Annotated in this window: 19 protein-coding genes; 10 read left to right on the forward strand and 9 right to left on the reverse strand. The window is 70.0% G+C overall.

Features of this window, described 5'->3' with window-relative positions:
• Nucleotides 1–418: 418 nt before the first annotated feature.
• Genes ON33_RS10470 through ON33_RS10480 form a run of 3 tightly spaced genes read right to left on the reverse strand, consistent with a single transcriptional unit; the run spans nt 419 to nt 2,805 of the window.
• Nucleotides 419–1,498 carry a quinone-dependent dihydroorotate dehydrogenase gene (locus tag ON33_RS10470; protein ID WP_040858109.1) on the reverse strand — a complete coding sequence of 360 codons (1,080 nt, stop codon included), beginning with the start codon at nt 1,496–1,498 and terminating at the stop codon, nt 419–421.
• 18 nt (nt 1,499–1,516) lie between these two features.
• The gene (locus tag ON33_RS10475) at nt 1,517–1,783 is read right to left on the reverse strand and encodes a DUF5703 family protein (RefSeq protein WP_040857817.1); all 267 of its coding nucleotides are present in this window, start codon (nt 1,781–1,783) and stop codon (nt 1,517–1,519) included.
• Nucleotides 1,783–2,805 (reverse strand): NHL repeat-containing protein, encoded by a 1,023-nt coding sequence (locus ON33_RS10480; RefSeq protein ID WP_040857818.1) that lies wholly within the window; start codon nt 2,803–2,805, stop codon nt 1,783–1,785. The genes ON33_RS10475 and ON33_RS10480 overlap by 1 nt, the downstream gene beginning before the upstream one ends.
• Nucleotides 2,806–2,998: 193 nt before the next feature.
• On the opposite strand from ON33_RS10480, the gene ON33_RS10485 reads away from it, so the two are divergent.
• The 4 genes from ON33_RS10485 (at nt 2,999) to ON33_RS10500 (ending at nt 6,466) form a co-directional block, all read left to right on the forward strand.
• Nucleotides 2,999–3,376: a hypothetical protein gene (locus tag ON33_RS10485; protein WP_245550464.1), complete on the forward strand. Its 378-nt coding sequence runs from the start codon at nt 2,999–3,001 to the stop codon at nt 3,374–3,376.
• A gap of 104 nt (nt 3,377–3,480) precedes the next feature.
• Nucleotides 3,481–4,017, forward strand: coding sequence for a WKL family lipoprotein (locus ON33_RS10490; protein ID WP_245550465.1), 537 nt, complete (start codon nt 3,481–3,483; stop codon nt 4,015–4,017).
• A 65-nt stretch (nt 4,018–4,082) separates the two neighbouring features.
• Nucleotides 4,083–6,119: an MMPL family transporter gene (locus ON33_RS10495; protein ID WP_245550466.1), complete on the forward strand. Its 2,037-nt coding sequence runs from the start codon at nt 4,083–4,085 to the stop codon at nt 6,117–6,119.
• Nucleotides 6,116–6,466, forward strand: coding sequence for a YrdB family protein (locus ON33_RS10500; protein ID WP_040857824.1), 351 nt, complete (start codon nt 6,116–6,118; stop codon nt 6,464–6,466). Before ON33_RS10495 ends, ON33_RS10500 begins: the two co-directional genes overlap by 4 nt.
• Nucleotides 6,467–6,520: 54 nt before the next feature.
• Here ON33_RS10500 and ON33_RS10505 read toward each other — a convergent pair whose 3' ends face one another.
• Genes ON33_RS10505 through ON33_RS10520 form a run of 4 tightly spaced genes read right to left on the reverse strand, consistent with a single transcriptional unit; the run spans nt 6,521 to nt 10,558 of the window.
• Nucleotides 6,521–7,363: a heme ABC transporter ATP-binding protein gene (locus ON33_RS10505; RefSeq protein ID WP_040857826.1), complete on the reverse strand. Its 843-nt coding sequence runs from the start codon at nt 7,361–7,363 to the stop codon at nt 6,521–6,523.
• A complete protein-coding gene (locus tag ON33_RS10510; RefSeq protein WP_083868813.1) occupies nt 7,360–8,544 on the reverse strand; it encodes a FecCD family ABC transporter permease in 1,185 nt (394 codons plus the stop codon). Before ON33_RS10510 ends, ON33_RS10505 begins: the two co-directional genes overlap by 4 nt.
• Nucleotides 8,541–9,578, reverse strand: a complete 1,038-nt coding sequence (locus ON33_RS10515; RefSeq protein ID WP_040857828.1) for a heme/hemin ABC transporter substrate-binding protein — start codon at nt 9,576–9,578, stop codon at nt 8,541–8,543. Before ON33_RS10515 ends, ON33_RS10510 begins: the two co-directional genes overlap by 4 nt.
• A 20-nt stretch (nt 9,579–9,598) precedes the next feature.
• Entirely contained in the window at nt 9,599–10,558 is a 960-nt protein-coding gene (locus tag ON33_RS10520; RefSeq protein WP_040857829.1) for an aldo/keto reductase, read from the reverse strand.
• Between the two features lie 273 nt (nt 10,559–10,831).
• On the opposite strand from ON33_RS10520, the gene ON33_RS10525 reads away from it, so the two are divergent.
• From ON33_RS10525 to ON33_RS39495, 6 genes are all read left to right on the forward strand, one after another.
• A complete protein-coding gene (locus ON33_RS10525; RefSeq protein ID WP_040858115.1) occupies nt 10,832–11,782 on the forward strand; it encodes an undecaprenyl-diphosphate phosphatase in 951 nt (316 codons plus the stop codon).
• Nucleotides 11,783–11,798: 16 nt separating this feature from the next.
• On the forward strand, nt 11,799–12,533 hold the full coding sequence (locus ON33_RS10530; protein WP_040857831.1) for a histidine phosphatase family protein: 735 nt from the start codon (nt 11,799–11,801) through the stop codon (nt 12,531–12,533).
• 26 nt (nt 12,534–12,559) lie between these two features.
• Nucleotides 12,560–13,144, forward strand: a complete 585-nt coding sequence (locus ON33_RS10535) for a DUF3090 domain-containing protein (protein WP_040857833.1) — start codon at nt 12,560–12,562, stop codon at nt 13,142–13,144.
• Nucleotides 13,131–13,925: an SCO1664 family protein gene (locus tag ON33_RS10540; protein ID WP_040857835.1), complete on the forward strand. Its 795-nt coding sequence runs from the start codon at nt 13,131–13,133 to the stop codon at nt 13,923–13,925. The genes ON33_RS10535 and ON33_RS10540 overlap by 14 nt, the downstream gene beginning before the upstream one ends.
• Nucleotides 13,926–14,111: 186 nt before the next feature.
• Complete coding sequence (mshC, locus tag ON33_RS10545) at nt 14,112–15,350, forward strand: cysteine--1-D-myo-inosityl 2-amino-2-deoxy-alpha-D-glucopyranoside ligase (RefSeq protein ID WP_040857837.1); 1,239 nt, start codon at nt 14,112–14,114, stop codon at nt 15,348–15,350.
• Nucleotides 15,351–15,521: 171 nt separating this feature from the next.
• Entirely contained in the window at nt 15,522–16,406 is an 885-nt protein-coding gene (locus ON33_RS39495) for a GNAT family N-acetyltransferase (protein WP_083868815.1), read from the forward strand.
• Between the two features lie 10 nt (nt 16,407–16,416).
• Here ON33_RS39495 and ON33_RS10560 read toward each other — a convergent pair whose 3' ends face one another.
• Together ON33_RS10560 and ON33_RS10565 are read right to left on the reverse strand one after the other, a co-directional pair.
• The gene (locus tag ON33_RS10560) at nt 16,417–16,896 is read right to left on the reverse strand and encodes an SRPBCC family protein (RefSeq protein WP_040857839.1); all 480 of its coding nucleotides are present in this window, start codon (nt 16,894–16,896) and stop codon (nt 16,417–16,419) included.
• Nucleotides 16,893–17,228, reverse strand: coding sequence for an ArsR/SmtB family transcription factor (locus ON33_RS10565; protein ID WP_040857841.1), 336 nt, complete (start codon nt 17,226–17,228; stop codon nt 16,893–16,895). The genes ON33_RS10560 and ON33_RS10565 overlap by 4 nt, the downstream gene beginning before the upstream one ends.
• Between the last annotated feature and the right edge of the window lie 59 nt (nt 17,229–17,287).

Genomic DNA, 17,287 nt, shown 5'->3' on the forward strand with positions numbered 1-17,287 from the left:
GAGAGTGGCGCTTGACCTGGCTGCCGCAGCGGCGGCTGTCTCGGGAAGAACCACGGGCGGGGATGGAATTGGATGAGCTGCTCTCGGATCCGGCGGTGGTGTACGGCGACCGGGCGCATGCGGCCGCGGCACAACCTGCCGAGCGGTTGGGGATCGGGGTGGATCGGGCGGTAATACTGTTGGCGCAACGTCTGGCCGAGCGGCTTCATCTCGATGCGGATGAGGACACCGCCCGCCGCGATGAACAGCCACCGTTTCCGATCGACCGGGACAGCCGGCCGCGCCCGAGTGCCCACGCCGGCGCGCTCACGTCATCTGCGGGGCTGAACGAAAGTCCTTGCCCCGGAAGGGACCGCACCTCACCGACAGGGGGCCCACCGGTGAGGCCGAGCGCGAGCGCCGCAGGTCGGCTCCCGAGTCAGGCGCGGGCTTTGTGTTCGGCGCCTACGGCTTCGGAGAGGCTGGTGTAGCCGTGGGCGCGGAGTTTGGTGGCGAGGCCGCGGTGGATGTGTTTGGGCCACAAGGGGCCGCCGTAGATGAAGCCGGTGTAGCCCTGGAGGAGGGAGGCGCCGGCGAGGATGCGTTCCCAGGCCTGGTCGGCGGTTTCGATGCCGCCTACCGAGATGAGGGCGAGTTTGTCGCCCACTCGGGTGTAGAGGCGGCGCAGAACCTCGAGGGAGCGGTCGGCGACGGGGGCGCCCGAGAGGCCGCCTGCGCCAATGGGTTCCACTTCGGCGGCGGGAGTGGCCAGGCCGTCGCGGCGGATGGTGGTGTTGGTGGCGACGATGCCGGCCAGGCCGAGTTCGACGGCGAGGTCGGCGACGGCGTCGATGTCCTCGTCGGACAGGTCGGGGGCGATCTTGACCAGGACGGGGACCGAGACGGTGTCGAGGACGGCCTGCAGGATCGGGCGCAGCGAGGTCACCGCTTGCAGGTCGCGCAGGCCGGGGGTGTTGGGAGAGCTGACGTTGACCACCATGAAGTCGGCCAGCGGGCCCAGCAGTTTCGCCGAGATGGCGTAATCGCAGGCGGCGTCCTCGGGTTCGACGACCTTGGTCTTGCCGATGTTGGCGCCGATCGGGACACCGCCGGGCAGGCGGTGGGCGAGATGTTCGGCGGCGGCGGCCGCGCCGAAGTTGTTGAAACCCATGCGGTTGATGAGCGCCCGGTCCGCGGGCAGGCGGAACAGCCGGGGAGCGGGGTTGCCTGGCTGGGCCTGGGCGGTGACGGTGCCGATCTCGGCGTAGCCGAAACCGAGCGGGCCCCACGCGTCGACGCCGTCGGCGTTCTTGTCGAAGCCGGCGGCCAGACCCAGCGGCGCGGGGAAGTCCACGCCGAACACGCGAGTGCGCAGGATCGGATCGTCGGCCACCAGCAGCTTGGCGGTCAGCGCGCGCCCCGGGGCGAACCGGGTCGCCAGGCGCATGGCGGCGAAGGCCAGGTGGTGGATGCGTTCCGGCGGCAGCAGGAACATCACCTTCAGCAACAGGCTGTACAGGCGCTCGTACATAGGGGGTTACATCACCGCCTCGGGTGTCGGGGATAGCAGGGGAGTCGTCTTGCGGCGGCGCAGTAACACGCGACGGCTGCCGTCGGTGTAGGCCCGCACCCGCGACAACTCCCAGCCGCCGTATTCGGCGTGAATGGACAGTCGCATGGAGGCGGTCACCCTGCTGATGCCGGGCGGCAATCGCAGGGGCACGTATTCCCACTCGTCGCTGGATTCCTCCCAGCCCTCCGGTAAGGTGCGCGATTGGTGCGCCGATCGTGAGGCCCGAGCCATCACTGCCCTCTCTTCCGCTGGTCCGCGCCGATCCGTTGCAGACCGTCACCGGTCGCGGATCCCACGAACATGTCACCGGTGCGGCCGTCGATGGTCACCGCATTGGGCTGGCGCACCGTCGGGTAGCGCCCCACCTCTACCGGTATACCCGTCGACAGGTCGTAGCCGACGACTTCGTTGCTACCTGTCAGCGTCACCCACACGGTCTCGGACCGCTGATCGTAGGCGAGTGCGTAGGGCGAAGAGCCTACCGGGAAACGCTGGTGCAGGACCAAAGGATCGGCTGTGTAGACCAGCAGTTCCTGCCCGGCGGTGTCGGCGACTATGCGGCGGCCGAAGTGGTCGCCGATCATGTTCGACGCCCCGTCGCCGGCGCGCAGCGACAGCCCGAGCTTGCTGGTGCCGTCGAGCTGGACCACGGCGGTCTGGCGGCGGTCGAGCACGACCACCGCACCGTCACCGGCTTCCACGGCGTCGGCGGAGGACAGACCCGAAATGGTATGGCGCACAGTGCCGTCCGCGTCGAGCAGCAGGACCTTGCCGTCGGCCAGGCCCGCCACCAGCGAGCCGTCGGGGCGCAGGGCGACCGCGTGCACGTCGCCATCGACGGCGATCTCGGTGACCTTGGCCGAGGCGGCGTCGACGCGCAGGATCTTGCCGGGCACCGCGACCAGGATCTCCCCGGGCTTGCCGAGAGCGAGGGAGGCGGCCTTGCCGGGCAGGGTCACATCGGTGGACTTGTGATCGGGCGTGGCATTGCCGGTCAGGCGCAGCACGGGTTTGTCGCCGACGGTGGTCACGGCGGCCAGGCTTCCGGTGGCCGGTTCGGAGACCAGCAGCGAGATCGGGGTGCTCGGGGTCACCTCCCCGGCGGGGGCCGCGGTGGCCGCGGGCGCGGAGGCGGGGGTGGCGGGGTCACGAGTGGCGTTGTCGGCGTTGTTCGCCTGAGAAGAACAGCCCGCCAGCAGAGTCACCGCGGTCACACCCGCGAGGACTGAACCCATCCAGCCGCGACGGCGCATGCAGCGAACTCCTTACTGACCGAACTGACCGACGAAATCATGCGTGCTCTCCAATCTGACCATGATCCCCGACCACGGCGTGTTACCGGGGTCTGCGCGGTGGCGTGGCGCGGGCCCCGCACCCCGACTTGCATGATGTGACATGGGCTTTCGGGACGCCGTCGGCCGGTGCGGTTACCGTGGAAGCAAAAGCGTGCTGTATCAGGGAGATCTGTTGGTAACCGACCGCACTTCGGGCTTCACCGTCGAGGACGTCACCGTGGGTCGTTACGCGCACGGGTTCGGGGTCACCGCCGACGGACGCTCCTTCGCCTTCCGTACCCACCGCGCGACCCTGACCCTCGAGATCTACCGGCCCGAGGTGGAGGCTGCCGTGCCCGCCCCCGAGGACATCGAGGCGGTGGCGGTGGCGCCGGTTACCGATATCGATCTCGACGACGAGCGCAGCGTGGTCGCGCTGGTGCGCGATCTGATTCCGCAGGCCACGCCGGTGCCGGCCGCGCAGCCCCGCCAGTCGATCACGGTACGGGCGCTGCTGGGCCGGCTGTCCGCGGTCCTCGAGGGCATGTGAGCCGACCGTGCGGATCCGCTGTCTGTGACACAGGAATCACCCTCGGGCGCAGCGCATGACAAACTAGCGGCACACAACCGCAGTTCGAGCTGACGAGGATGTTGATGCGATTTCGACGACCGGCCGCCGCCGCGCTCCTGTTGACCGTGCTCGGGGCGTCGATCGCCGCGTGCGGCGGCTCCGACGACGAGTCCAAGGTGGCCCAGGCACGGTCCTCGGCCTACGCGGCACTGAGCTCGTCCTCGCAGGCCGCGGCCGCGCAGAGCAGCGCGAACAAGCCGTCGATCCCGACCGCGGCGGAGCTGGACGCGCAGATCAAGAGCGCGCTGGATCCGACTCTGCCCGACAGTGACCGGACCGCGCTGATCGAGGACGGTCAGGCGTTCAAGGACGCCATCCCGGACATGTACAAGGCCCTCGCCGATCATCCGCACGCGGTGTACGGGGTCAAGGATCCGGTGTTCGACAATCACGACGGCACCCTGACCGCGACGCTGAGCCTGGACAAGGACGGCACCGGGAGCGACGTGCGCACGACGGTGGTGCATTTCGTGTACAAGGACGGGCGCTGGAAGATCTCGCGCACCGACCTGTGCGGCATTCTGCGCTCGGCCGACTACAAGACCGCGGCCTGCGGCTGATGCTCGAGGCCGGATCCCTGCGGTGGGGGCGTCTGATCCACCGCTTCCGGTATGCGGTGTTCGCCGTGTTCGGTCTGATAGTGCTGGTGTCCGGGTTCTACGGGCGCGACCTGGGCGATCACCTCACGCAGGAGGGCTGGTTCGACGAGTCCAGTCAGTCGGTGGCGGCCTCGAAGCTGGCCGACGCCACCTTCGGGCGCGACACCGACGCGGACCTGATCGCCATCTATACCGCCCCGCCCGGGCTGACCGTCGACGACGAGCCGGTGCGCTCGGCGGTGACCGCGGAGCTGACGCGGCTGCGCACCGAGCATCCCGACCGGATCCTCAAGATCGACTCCTACTGGGACGGCGCGCTGATGGGACAGTTCGCCGGCGCCTCGCGCACCCACGCCTTCGCCAGCATCGGATTGCGCGGTGACGGCGGCACCGACACGGTGAACAACTATCTGGCCATCAAGAGCGAATTCCACGCGGGCACAACCGGTTCCGGGCCGGGCGGCACGACGGTGCAGCTGGCCGGGATGCAGCCGGTGGTGGAGGGCATCAATACCGGGATGCAGGACGACATCCACCGGGCGGAGCTGATCGCGCTGCCGCTGGTGGCGATCCTGCTGTACTTCGTGTTCGGCGGGGTGGTGGGGGCGCTGCTGCCGGTGCTGATCGGCGGCATGACGATCCTGGGCAGTCAGGGCATCATGCGGCTGCTGACCAACTATCTGCAGGTCAATGTGTTCGCCTCGGCAGTGGTCACCCTGGTGAGCCTGGGGCTGGCCATCGACTACGGGCTGTTCGCGGTGACCCGGTTCCGGGAGGAGCTGGCCGCGGGCCACAGCGTGGAGGAGGCGACCGCGCGCACGGTCGCCACGGCCGGACGCACAGTGTTGTTCTCGGCGGCGATCATCGCGGTGAGCCTGGGCGCGCTGTTCATCTACCCCAACGGGGTGCTGCGGTCGGTGCCGCTGGGCGGTATCTCTTCGGTGCTGCTGGCGGCGGTGCTGTCGGTGACGGCGTTGCCGGCGGTGTTGTCGATCGTGGGGCCGCGCATCGATCTGTGGGGCTGGCATCGGCTGGCCAGCATCCGCACCGCCGAGCAGATCGACGCCGGATTCTTCTCGCGGCTGGCGCTTTTCGCCATGCGCAAGCCGTGGCTGGTGATCGTGCCGGTGGTGCTGATGCTGCTGATGCTGATCCTGCCGTTCCGCAGTATCGAGTTCGGCGGACTGAGCGAACGGTATCTGTCATCGGACAATCCGGCGCGAGTGGCGCAGCAGGACTTCGACCGGATGTTCCCGCAGTTCCGCACCGAGCCGCTGAAACTGGTGGTGGTGGGCGCGAATCCGCAGCAGCTCTCCGATATCCGGTACGCGGCCGATCAGATGGTCGGCCCGCGGATGACAGGGCCGTTCGATCCGGCGGCGCCGACCAAGGATCAGGTGACGGTGCTGGCCAGCGGGCTGGCCGACAAGCGCGACGCCGACACCGTGATCGCGGCGCTGCGCTCGATCCCGGAACCCGACGGTGTGCACGTGATGGTGGCGGGTGTGCCCGCGCTGGAACGGGATTCGATCCAGGGTCTGATCAAGGGGCTGCCGCTGCTGGCGGCGATCCTCGTCGTGGCGGCGATCGCGTTGATGTACGCGGCCTTCCGGTCGCTGGTGCTGGCGATCAAGGCGGTGGTGATGAGCGCGCTGAGTCTCGGCGCCACCCTGGGCGTGCTGACATGGATCTTCGTGGAGGGTCACGGGTCGGGCCTGTTCGACTTCACGCCGGGTCCGCTGATGTTCGCGGTGCTGGTGCTGATCGTGACGGTGCTGTTCGGTCTGTCCACCGATTACGAGGTGTTCCTGCAGTCGCGGATGGCCGAGGCGCGTGCGGCGGGCGCCGAGGCGCCCGAGGCGATCCGCTACGGCATCGCCCACACCGGCGGCGTGATCACCTCGGCGGCGGCGATTCTGATCGTGGTGACCGGGGCGTTCGGGTTCTCGGATCTGGTGCTGATGAAATACATTGCCTACGGCATGATCGCGGCACTGGTGTTGGACGCCACCGTGATCCGCATGCTGTTGACTCCTGCGGTGTTGAAGTTGGTCTGGCGATGAGCGTGCTCAAGGGCGCGAACCTGTTGGTCATGTTCCTGCTGGAACTGTGTGTGCTGGGCGCGGCGGCGTGGTGGGGTTTCACCGTGCCGGCCCCGCTCGTGGTGCGCGTCGTGCTGGGGCTGGGCGCCCCGGCGGTGTTCATCGTGGTGTGGGCACTGTTCGGGGCGGCCAACGAGCCGCGGTTTCCGCAAACCGGTTGGCGGCGGGTGGCTTTGGAGGTGGTGTGGTTCGGCGCGGCGGCGGTGCTGCTGGGCCTGGCCTGGACCCCGGTCGCGGGTGTGGCCATGTTCGCGGTGTGGTTCGTCAATGGCGTGCTGCGGCTGGTGTGGGGTCAGCAGCAGCTCTGAGCCGCCGTGCGGGCCGGGGCGAATGCGCCGGGCCCGCACGGACATACGGCAGGCTCAGCCGCGCACCGGGAGCACCAGTTGTGCGCCGGTCACCGGGTGGTCGAACACGTCGACCGGGTGCCGGTAGACGCGGGTGAGCAACTCGGGGGTGAGGATCTCGCGGGGCGGGCCGTCGGCGGCGATGCGTCCGGCTTCCAGGACGGCGACGCGGTCGGCGTAGGCGGCGGCGACACCGAGATCGTGCAGCACGACCACGACGGCCGCCCCGGCGGCGGCACGTGCGCGTGCCAGGCGCAGGACCTGCTCCTGGTGGCCGAGATCGAGTGCGGCGGTGGGCTCGTCGAGCAGCAGTGTCGCGGTGTCCTGTGCCAGCACCCGCGCGAGGGCGACGCGGGCGCGTTCACCGCCGGACAGGGCCGGGAACGGGCGGGCGGCGAAGCGTTCGACGTCGGTGGCGGCCATGGCGGCGGCGATCGCCTCGTCATCGTGGTCCTGGCGGACGGTGCGCGCCCACGGGGCGCGTCCCATGGCCACGACTTCGCGTGCGCGGAACGGGAATCCGACGGTGTGCGATTGCGGCAGCACCGCGCGGCGGCGCGCCATGTCCAGGTGGGTCCAGTGGGTCAGGGCGTGCCCGTCGAGTTCGACGCTGCCGCCGGCCAGTTCGAGTTCCCCCGCGAGCGCGGCCAGCAGTGTGGACTTGCCGGCGCCGTTGGGTCCGACCAGCGCCACGATCTGCCCGGCGATCACGGGGAAATCGATGCCCTCGAGGACCGTGCGGTCACCGCGTTTGGCGCTGACGTTGCGGGCGCGCAGGGTGACCGCGCCCGGTTCGGGCGTCTCGGGCAGGGCCGGGGGGCGCCCGAACACCGCTGCCAGCCCACGCAGACCGCTCATGCCCAGCCTCCCGATCGTGCGCGGGTGCGGCGCAGCAGCCAGAAGAAGAACGGCCCGCCGACCAGCGAGGTGATCATGCCCAGCGGCAGGTCCGCGTTGTGGACCAGGGCGCGGGCCCCGATGTCGGCGGCCACGAGCACCGCCGCGCCGAGGATCGCCGACAGCGGAATCAGCACCCGGTGTCCGGGCCCGACGAGCATGCGCACCAGGTGCGGCACGATCAACCCGACGAACAAGATGATGCCGGTGAACGCGACACCGGCGGTGGCGAGCACCGCCACGACCACGATGATGTTGCGCCGCAACCGTTCCACGTCGACACCGAGGTGGCGGGCCGCGGATTCACCGAGGGCGAGCAGGTCCAGGCGCGGGGCCATCCAGATCGCGGCCGCGATACCGAGCAGGGTCAGCGGCCACACCACGCTGACCGCCTGCCAGGTGGCGCCGTTGAGGCTGCCCATCTGCCAGAACACCAGCTGATCGCGTGCCGCCGGGGATGCTTTGAACAGCAGGAACGAGATCACGCCACCGGCGAAGGCATTGATGGCGACGCCGGTGAGGATCAAGGTCACCACTTCGGTGCGGCCGCCCGAGCGCGAGAGCAGATACACCAGCAGTGTGGTGCCCAGCCCGGCGACGAACGCGCCCGCTGCCACCGACCAGGCCGCGGTGAATGCGCCACCGACCACGATGACCGCACCCGCCCCGACCGCCGCGCCCGCGGACACGCCGATGACGCCGGGTTCGGCGAGCGGGTTGGCGAACACACCCTGCAACAGCGCGCCCGCGGTGGCCAGGGCCGCGCCCACGAGCACCGCGAGCACGACGCGCGGGAACCGCACCTGCCACAACGTCACGTCTCCGGCGGGATGGTGCGGCAGCGGCCCCCAATCCAGCCCGATGCGGTGGAACACGCTGCCCGCGACCTCGGCGGGGCTGGTCGGCACCTGCCCGATGGCCGCGGAGATCAGGGCCAGCACCACCAGCCCGGCCAGGGCCGCGGCGAAGATCAGCGTGGTGCGCGAGCGGCTGCGCCCACCGGCCGGAGCCCGGTCGACGCCGGCCGGAAACCGCTGCGCGGCAACCGATTCCCGCTCGGCCGGGTCGGCCACGCCGGCATTCGGTGCATCAGCGGCCGGTGTGGTGGCCGAATCGGGTCGCGGGGCGTTCGGGTCGGTCATGTGTTGCTGGTGCCGTACACGGCTTTGACGAGCGCGGTGAGAACGCGGCCGGTGTTGGGGCCGAAGGACAGCAGCACGGTGTCGGACATGTCGACCACCCGGCGGTCGCGCCCGGCGGGGGTCTGGGCGACGCCGGGGATCTTCTCGAGCCCGTCGACGCCGCCGACCGAGGCCAGGCCGTCGGTCATGAGCAGGAAGATGTCGGGAGCCGCGGCGATCATGGCTTCGCTGGTGATGGGCAGGAAGTCCTGGGTGATGCCCGAGGCCGTGCCGGCGTCGATGCCGCCGATGGCGGTGATGAGCGAGTCGGCGCCGGAGCCGGGGCCCGCGATCATGGCGATGGCGGTGCTGCGCAGGTACAGGAACGCGATCTTGGGCTTGGAGTCCTGGTGCGGCACCGAGGCGGTGGCCGCGGAGATCTCGTTCTGGGTGCGCTGGGCCAGGGCCTTGCCGGCGTCGGGCACCCCGAGGGCGGCGGCGACAGCCTGGATCTGGGGGACGACGCCGTCGAGGGTGCGCTGCGGGTCGAAGTAGACCACCGTGATGCCCAGCGCCTTCAGCTGGTCACGCAGGGCGGGGGTGACCGCGGTGGTGTCGGTCAGGAAGACCGTGGGCCGCAGTGCCGCAACCGATTCCACGCTCAGGGTGCCCGCGCCGCTGGAGACGGTGGGCAGGTCCTCGACGGCGGGGAACGCCGCAGAGTTGGAGCGGCCGACCAGCTTCGACTTCAGCCCGAGCGCGACGACGGTCTGGGCGAGGGTGCCGTAGCGGTCGGCGGCGATGATGCGGCTGGTGTCGGTGACGGTGACCTGGCTGCCGTCGAAGGACTTCACGGTCACCGGCAGCACCGGGGCGGGTTCGGTGCCGATCGGCACCGGGTCCAGATCGCCGACGGTGGCGGTCACCGGGCCGTGCCCGCCGCTCGGGCCGGAGGTGCCGCTGCCGCAGGCGGTGACGCCCGCGACCAGGCCGATGCCGAGCACCATGATCAGCAGCGTGCGGGCGGCCGAGCGGGCATTCACGAGACACCTCATGCAGGTAAGGTTAGCCTTGCTCATTCTGTGCGTGCGCTCACGTCTCCCAGTGCGGCGGTGATGGCGCGCGGCAGCTCGAGGGTTTCGGCGGCCAGAATCCCGGTGAGCTGCCCGATATCGCGCGCGCCCACCAGCATCGACGCCACCGCGGGCTGATCGCGGATCCAGGCCAGCGCCACCGCCAGCGGCGAGGTGCCCAGCCCGTCGGCGGCGGTGACCACCGCGTCGACCACCCGCACCGCGCGATCGTCGAGGTGGGCGGTGATCTCGGCGGCGGTGGCCTCGTCCGCGCCCCGGGAGTCCGCGGGCACACCGTCGCGGTATTTGCCGGTGAGGATGCCCCCGGCCAGCGGCGCGGTGGCGATCAGGCCGATGCCGTGATGCTGTGCGGCGGGCACGAATTCGTGTTCGACCCCGCGTGCGAGCAGCGAGTACTGGGTGGTGGCCGAGGTGATGGGGGCGGCGGCGGCCAGGGTGGCCAGCTGCCAGCCGTCGTAGCCGCGGGCCCCGGCATAGCGCACCCGGCCCGAGCGCACCGCCCACGACAGGGTGTCGGCGATCTCCTCGAGCGGGGTGTGCGGGTCCCAGGCGGCCACCGTCCACAGATCGAGGTGGTCGGTGCCGAGCTGGCGCAGGGTGTGATCGAGCTGGCGCATCATGGTGCGCCGGGACGCGTCGACGGTCCAGCGCACCGCGGCGGGCGCCTCGGCGGCGGCATCGCTGAGAATCGGTGTGTATCCGGCACTTCCGGACAGCACGAGGTCCTCGCGCCCGACCTCGGAGAGCAGTTCGCCGAGCATGTGTTGCGCGACGCCGTCCCCGTAGGCGGGCGAGGTGTCGACCAGGGTGCCGCCGGCTTCGACGAACGCCATCAGCTGGGCGGCCGCGTCCTCGGCGTCGGTTTCCCTGCCCCAGGTGTGGGTGGCCAGCCCGAGCCTCGAGACCCGCAGTCCGCTGCGGCCGACCGTCCGTTGTTCCATCACCGCGCTTGCACTTTCGTCACACGCGTCAGCCTAGGCGCACCTGTCGCATCTGCTGGGCTACGGCCCGCGGCGAGCTCGGCGGGTCGGCGCGCCCACCGCGACCACCCCCGATTTCACCCGTGCATGTCCGAATTCGGACACCCGCCCGGTAGGGTCGCTGCGGTGTTGCGGCGCGCATGCGCCGGGACGGTGACGGTGCCGGGCGCGGTGTGCGCCGAAATCCGCACCGGGAAGCGACGATTCGGGACTGGAGGGTGTGTGGGCGAGTCGATGACGTGGGTGCAGGCGCTGATACTGGGCCTGGTGCAGGGTCTGACGGAATTTCTGCCGATCTCCTCCTCGGCGCACCTGCGCATCACCTCGGCGGTGTTCTTCGGCGATGACGCCGGCGCCTCGTTCACCGCGGTCACCCAGCTGGGCACCGAGGCGGCGGTGCTGGTCTACTTCGCCAAGGACATCTGGCGCATCCTGGTGGCCTGGTGCACCACCATGTGGTCGAAGGTGGCCGCGCCGCAACGGGATTCGGTGCCGGTCGCCGAGCGCGCCACCACCCGGCTGCCGGTGCTGACCGAGGACGGGCGCTTCTCCTACGGTCCCGACCCCGACGTACAGCGTGAGCTGGACTATCGGATTGGCTGGTATGTGATCATCGCCACCGTCCCGATCGGGGTGCTGGGTCTGCTGCTCAAGGACCAGATCCGTACCGGCGCACGGAATCTGTGGCTGGTGTCGATCATGCTGATCGTGTTCGCGCTGGTGATCGCCGCGGCCGAGTACTACTCGGGCACGGTCCACGGTCGCCGGCGCCGCCCGATCGAACTGCTGACCACCCGCGACGGCCTGATCATGGGCATGGCACAGTGCCTGGCGCTCATCCCGGGCGTGTCGCGTTCGGGCGCAACCTCGTCGGCGGGGTTGTTCTGCGGGCTGACCCGCGAGGCGTCGGTGCGGTTCTCGTTCCTGCTAGCGATCCCGGCGGTGCTGGCCTCGGGCCTGTTCAGCCTCCCCGATGCGTTCGAACCCGCTGGTGAGGGCCTCAATGCGTCGGGTCCGCAGCTGCTGGTGGCGACGATCGTGTCCTTCACGGTGGGGTATGCGTCGGTGGCGTGGCTGCTGAAGTTCGTGGCGAAGCATTCGCTGGACTGGTTCGTCGGTTACCGGATCGTGCTGGGTTTGACGGTGATGGCGCTGCTGGCGACCGGCGTCGTGTCGGCGACCTAGCCAGTAGGCTGTTGCGGTGACGGTGATCCTGTTGCGGCACGGCGTGTCCACGTCGAATACCGCTCGCACCCTGGCCGGCCGTAGCGCGGGCGTCGATCTGACCGACCACGGACGTGAACAAGCACACAGCCTGGTGGAACGGCTGGGATCGCTGCCCGTCGAACACATCGTGTGCTCGCCGCTGCTGCGCTGCCAGCGCACCGTCGCCCCCCTGGCCGACAAGCTCGGACTCGAACCCGAACCCGACGAACGCCTGCTCGAGGTCGACTACGGCGACTGGACCGGCAAGGCGCTGGTGGACCTGGTGACCGAACCACTGTGGAAGGTCGTGCAGCGGCACGCCTCGGCCGCGACGTTCCCCTCCGGAGAGTCCTTGGCGCAGGTGCAGTTTCGGGCCGTGTCCGCTGTGCGCGAACGGGATCGGCAGTTCGCGGCCCGGCATGGTAGCGATGTGTTGTGGATTGCGTGCACGCACGGCGACGTCATCAAATCGGTGCTGGCCGACGCGTTCGGCATCCACCTCGACGGGTTTCAGCGCATCGTGGTGGAGCCGGCGTCGATCAGCGTCATCCGCTACACCCCGACCGCCCCGTACGTGTGGCGGGTCAATGACACCGGGCCGGATCTGTCCGGGTTGGCGGCGATTTCACCGCGAACCGGCGGCGAATCGCGCTCGGGGCCGGTTCCCGGCGGGGAAACGGGTACCACCGGCAGTACGGATAATGGGGTTGCGGAACGCCCCGATTCATAAATGTGAGTGAACCGAATGGAGGTGCAATGGGCCGAGCAATCCATATCTTCCGCACCCCCGATCGTTTCGTCGCCGGCACCGTCGGCGAGCCGGGCGACCGCGCGTTCTACCTGCAGGCCGTGCAGGAGCCGCGGGTGATCAGCGTGCTGCTGGAGAAGCAGCAGGTGAAGGTGCTGGCCGATCGGATGGGTCTGCTGCTGGATGAGGTACAACGACGCTTCGGCACCGCGGTGCCGCCGCAGGCCGCCGACGTGGCCGACACCGCGCCGTTGGTCACCCCGATCGATGCCGAATTCCGGGTCGGCACCATGGGTTTGGGCTGGGACGCCGACGCGGGCGCGGTGGTGGTGGAGTTGCTGGCGATCACCGAGACCGAGGTGGACGAATCGGTGGTGCTCGACGATACCGAGGAGGGCCCCGACGCGGTGCGGGTGTTCCTGACCCCGGTGCAGGCGCGCGAGTTCGCGCTGCGTTCGGCGCGGGTGATCGCCGCGGGGCGCCCGCCGTGCCCGCTGTGCGGGGAACCGCTGTCCTCGGCGGGGCACATGTGCGTACGCACCAACGGCTACAAGCGCGGCGACATCTTCGGCGCCACCGATGACGAGGAATGAGGCGGTGAGCGAGGACGGGCTGCGCACCGTCGAGCTGACGGTGATCGGCCAGGTCACCACCGCCAGCAATGTCACGCTGGTCTGCGAGGCCGCCGGTGAGGGGCTGCGGGTGGTGTACAAGCCGGTGCGCGGGGAGCGGCCGCTGTGGGATTTCCCCGACGGCACCCTGGCCGGGCGGGAGGTGGCCTCGTATCTGGTGTCGGAGGCGATCGGCTGGGGCGTGATCCCGGAAACGGTGTTGCGGGAGGGACCTTTCGGGCCGGGCATGGTGCAGCGCTGGATCGACACCGCCGAGGAGCCCACGGGACCGGATCTGGTGGATCTGTGCCCGGTGGACGAGGTGCCCGAGGGGTATCGGGAGGTGTTGCGGGCGCTGGATCCGGGCGGGCATCCGGTGTCGCTGGTGCACGCCGACGATCCGCGGCTGCATCGGATGGCGGTGCTGGACGTGCTGCTCAACAATGCCGACCGCAAGGGCGGTCACGCCCTCGAGGGGCTCGACGGGCGGGTCTACGGGGTCGATCACGGCATCTGCCTGCACACCGAGCCGAAGCTGCGCACGGTGTTGTGGGGCTGGGCCGGTGAGCCGATCGGCGACGAATTGCTCACCGACATCACGGTTTTCGTCAAGGCGCTGCCCGGGGAGCTGGGTGAGCGGCTGGCCGAGCATCTCACCGACGCCGAGATCGAGGCGCTCGAGGCGCGCGGGCGGGCACTGCTGGAGGAGCCGGTGATGCCGATGCCGGTGAGTCAGCGCCCGATTCCCTGGCCCGCTTTCTGATTTCCGACCCGGGCCCGGGTCGCGACCGGCGCGGGTGGCGCGACGTTCGCGTCCTCGTGATTGCAACCGTTGACACCGTCTCGTTGAGGACTAGGGTGCTGGTCGGCGGTGGCGGGCGGGTGTCGCGCGGCACACCGGTGCGGGGGCGGCGGGTGTCCGGCGCGATCACAGCGATAACCTCGATTCATGCAGTCCTGGTCCGATATCGCTGTCCCGACCGTCCCCGGATCCGGACCGGCGTTGCGGTTGTTCGACACCGCCGACAAGCAGGTGCGCCCGGTGACCCCCGGCGCCACCGCGACGATGTACGTGTGCGGCATCACCCCCTATGACGCGACCCATCTCGGGCATGCGGCCACCTACCTGGCCTTCGATCTGGTCAACCGGTTGTGGCGTGACGGCGGGCACGAGGTGCACTACGTGCAGAACACCACCGATGTCGATGATCCGCTGTTCGAGCGTGCGCAGCGCGACGGCATCGACTGGCGTGAGCTGGGTACCCGCGAGATCAACCTGTTCCGTGAGGACATGGCGGCGTTGCGGGTGATCCCGCCGCGCGACTACATCGGCGCGATCGAGTCGGTGCAGGAGGTGGTGGAGCTGGTCGACAAGCTGCTCGCCTGCGGCGCCGCGTATGTGGTCGACGATCCGGAGTTCCCGGACATCTACTTCCGTCACGACGCGACCGAGCAGTTCGGCTACGAGTCCGGCTACGACCGGGCGACCATGGAGCGACTGTTCGCCGAGCGCGGCGGGGATCCGCAGCGGCCGGGCAAGCGGGATCCGATCGACGCGCTGCTGTGGCGGGCGGAGCGGCCGGGTGAGCCGTCGTGGCCGGCGCCCTTCGGGGCGGGCCGGCCGGGCTGGCACATCGAGTGCGCGGCGATCGCGCTCAACCGCGTGGGCACCGAGTTCGATGTGCAGGGCGGCGGCAGCGATCTGATCTATCCGCATCACGAGTATTCGGCCGCGCACGCCGAGGCGCTGGTGAAGGAGCGCCGCTTCGCCCGCCATTACGTGCACGCGGGGCTGATCGGGCTCGACGGCGAGAAGATGTCGAAATCGCGCGGCAATCTGGTGTTCGTGTCGACGCTGCGCCGCGCGGGCACCGACCCGGGCGCGATCCGGCTGGGGTTGTTCGCCGGCCACTATCGCGCCGACCGGGAATGGTCGGATGCGGTGCTGGCCGAGGCGGTTTCGCGGCTGCAGCGGTGGCGGTCGGCGGTGGCGCTGGAGTCGGGTCCCGAGGCCGGGGACACGGTGGCGCGGGTGCGCCGGCATCTGGCCGACGATCTGGACACCCCGAAGGCGATCGCGGCGCTGGACGCGTGGGCGCAGCAGGCGCTGGCCTACGGTGGGCCCGATACGTCCGCGCCGGGGCTGATCAAGGACACCGTCGACGCCCTGCTGGGCGTCGCGCTCTGAGCCGCACGACAGCGTGAATCGAACGCGCGAGCCCGAGTCCGGGCTCGCGCGTTCGTGTTTCGGCCTGTGGTGGGGTGCGAAGTCGGCGGGATCGGCAAGAAATGGGTCGACCGGCCCGGGAGGGCCGCGCATGCTGGGGACGGGTGTCGTTGTCTGTGAGGAGGATTGCCTGTGGGTGTCTCGGAGTCCGGTCGCGGCGAGTGGTCGCTGAGCGCGGCGCGTTTCGCGCGCGGAACCGATCGGCTGGTGGAGTGTGCGGCGTTCTATCGGGAGATCGTGGGCCTGACGCAGCTGGTCGCGTTCGAGGATCACGACGGTTACAGCGGGTTCGTCTTCGGGCTGCCGGACGGCTCGGCGCAGCTGGAGTTGGTGCGCAGCGAGGGCGCGCCGCCGCCGGCACCGCCCGATCCGGAGCATGCGGTGGTGCTGTATCTGCGGTCGGGGTTCGCGGAGTTGCGCGCGCGGCTGGCCGATCACGGTGTGGCCGAGGTGATTCCGGACAATCCGTATTGGGTGGCGGCGGGGGCGTTCGCGGTGCTGGATCCGGAGGGGTGGATGCTGATCGTGGTGCCGCCGCCGGCGGCGGGCGCGGTGCGGATCGAGGAGTTCCTCGGTGATCGTGACGAGATCGCGTGGTCGTTCCGGCTGGCCGAGGATTCCGAGCAGTTGCTGGCCGGGTATCTCGGCCGGGGGCGGGTGTGGGTGGCGCGCGACGACTGCGGTGCGGTGGTCGGGCATATTCAGGCCGCGCCGGCGGCCGGCGCAGCGACGTGGGAGATCGTCAATACCGCTGTGGTGGAACCGTTGCGGGGCACCGGGGTGGGCCGGCGGTTGATCGAGCGGGTGGCGGCGGAGGCGGCCGAGGCCGGGGTGTGCCGGTTGGAGGTGGCCACCGCCACCGCCGATGTGGGGAATCTGCGGTTCTATCAGCGCTGTGGTTTCCGGATGACGCGGGTGGTGCCCGATGTCTTCACTCCGGCGGCCGGGTATACCGACCCGATCGTGGTCGACGGGATCCGGTTGCTGGATCAGGTGTGGTTCACCCGCCTGCTGTGAGCAGGCTGGTTCAGGCGGCGACGACCGTGGCGTAGTTGTCGCGCAGGGCGGGCCAGCCGCCCGGGGAGCCGACGGCCTCGCGCATGGATTCCCATCCGGGGCCGTGGTTTTCGAAGCCGGAGTGCACGAGGGTGACGGTGGTGTGGCCGGCGTCGAGGGCGGTGAAGGTGACATCGACGCGGCTGGTGCGGGCCGGGTCGGATTCGGGTTTCCAGCTCAGGTCGATGTCCCAGGAGAAGGCGAAGTGGGTGTCGGGGTTCCACACCAGCACCCGGCCCCAGGGGCATTCGGTGCCGTCGGCTTCGCGGCCGTAGAGCCGGCCGCCGAGGTGGGGTTCGACGACGGCTTCGGCCAGCGGGCCCGAGCCGATGTGGTGTTCGCGCGGCCACCAGCTGTCCATGCCGGTGGTGAAGACGCGGTAGGCGTGGTCGATGGGGGCGTCGACGGTGAATTCGACGGTGACCGCATGGGGGTCGGGCTGCGGGGTCATGGCTGCTCCTGGGTGTCGTTGAGCTGGGCTTGGCGGTTGACTTCGTCGCGGAAGGCCGACAGCGCTGTCGACCAGAAGTGGGTGAAGTACGCGCGTAGCGCGTCGATGCCACGGGGGTCGAGCCGGTAGACGCGCCGGGTGCCGATGGCTTCGTCGCGGACCAGTCCCGCCTGTTTGAGCACTTTGAGGTGCTGGGAGACGGCGGGGCGGGAGACGGGAAGCTCCTGGGCGAGTTCGCCGACCGCGCACGGGCCCCGGCCGAGGCGTTCGAAGATGGCTCGCCGGGTCGGGTCACCGAGGGCGTCGAGAGCGGCGCTTTGGTAAGTACCCACGAACCGTAAGTTTACGCTTACGCAATGGTGGGTGGAAGGGGTCGCGGCGAATGCGTTGG

The sequence above is a fragment of the Nocardia niigatensis NBRC 100131 genome (assembly GCF_000308655.1).
Classification (GTDB): domain Bacteria; phylum Actinomycetota; class Actinomycetes; order Mycobacteriales; family Mycobacteriaceae; genus Nocardia; species Nocardia niigatensis.

Bases quoted from the DNA above. Each gene is read 5' to 3' on its own strand.
- ON33_RS10525 (WP_040858115.1), top strand. From the start codon at position 10,832: ATGACGTGGGTGCAGGCGCTGATACTGGGCCTGGTGCAGGGTCTGACG.
- mshC (WP_040857837.1), top strand. From the start codon at position 14,112: ATGCAGTCCTGGTCCGATATCGCTGTCCCGACCGTCCCCGGATCCGGA.
- ON33_RS10505 (WP_040857826.1), bottom strand. From the start codon at position 7,363: ATGAGCGGTCTGCGTGGGCTGGCAGCGGTGTTCGGGCGCCCCCCGGCC.
- ON33_RS10480 (WP_040857818.1), bottom strand. From the start codon at position 2,805: ATGCGCCGTCGCGGCTGGATGGGTTCAGTCCTCGCGGGTGTGACCGCG.
- ON33_RS10520 (WP_040857829.1), bottom strand. From the start codon at position 10,558: ATGGAACAACGGACGGTCGGCCGCAGCGGACTGCGGGTCTCGAGGCTC.
- ON33_RS10500 (WP_040857824.1), top strand. From the start codon at position 6,116: ATGAGCGTGCTCAAGGGCGCGAACCTGTTGGTCATGTTCCTGCTGGAA.
- ON33_RS10490 (WP_245550465.1), top strand. From the start codon at position 3,481: ATGCGATTTCGACGACCGGCCGCCGCCGCGCTCCTGTTGACCGTGCTC.
- ON33_RS10510 (WP_083868813.1), bottom strand. From the start codon at position 8,544: ATGACCGACCCGAACGCCCCGCGACCCGATTCGGCCACCACACCGGCC.
- ON33_RS10560 (WP_040857839.1), bottom strand. From the start codon at position 16,896: ATGACCCCGCAGCCCGACCCCCATGCGGTCACCGTCGAATTCACCGTC.
- ON33_RS10515 (WP_040857828.1), bottom strand. From the start codon at position 9,578: ATGAGGTGTCTCGTGAATGCCCGCTCGGCCGCCCGCACGCTGCTGATC.
- ON33_RS10475 (WP_040857817.1), bottom strand. From the start codon at position 1,783: ATGGCTCGGGCCTCACGATCGGCGCACCAATCGCGCACCTTACCGGAG.
- ON33_RS10535 (WP_040857833.1), top strand. From the start codon at position 12,560: ATGGGCCGAGCAATCCATATCTTCCGCACCCCCGATCGTTTCGTCGCC.
- ON33_RS10540 (WP_040857835.1), top strand. From the start codon at position 13,131: ATGACGAGGAATGAGGCGGTGAGCGAGGACGGGCTGCGCACCGTCGAG.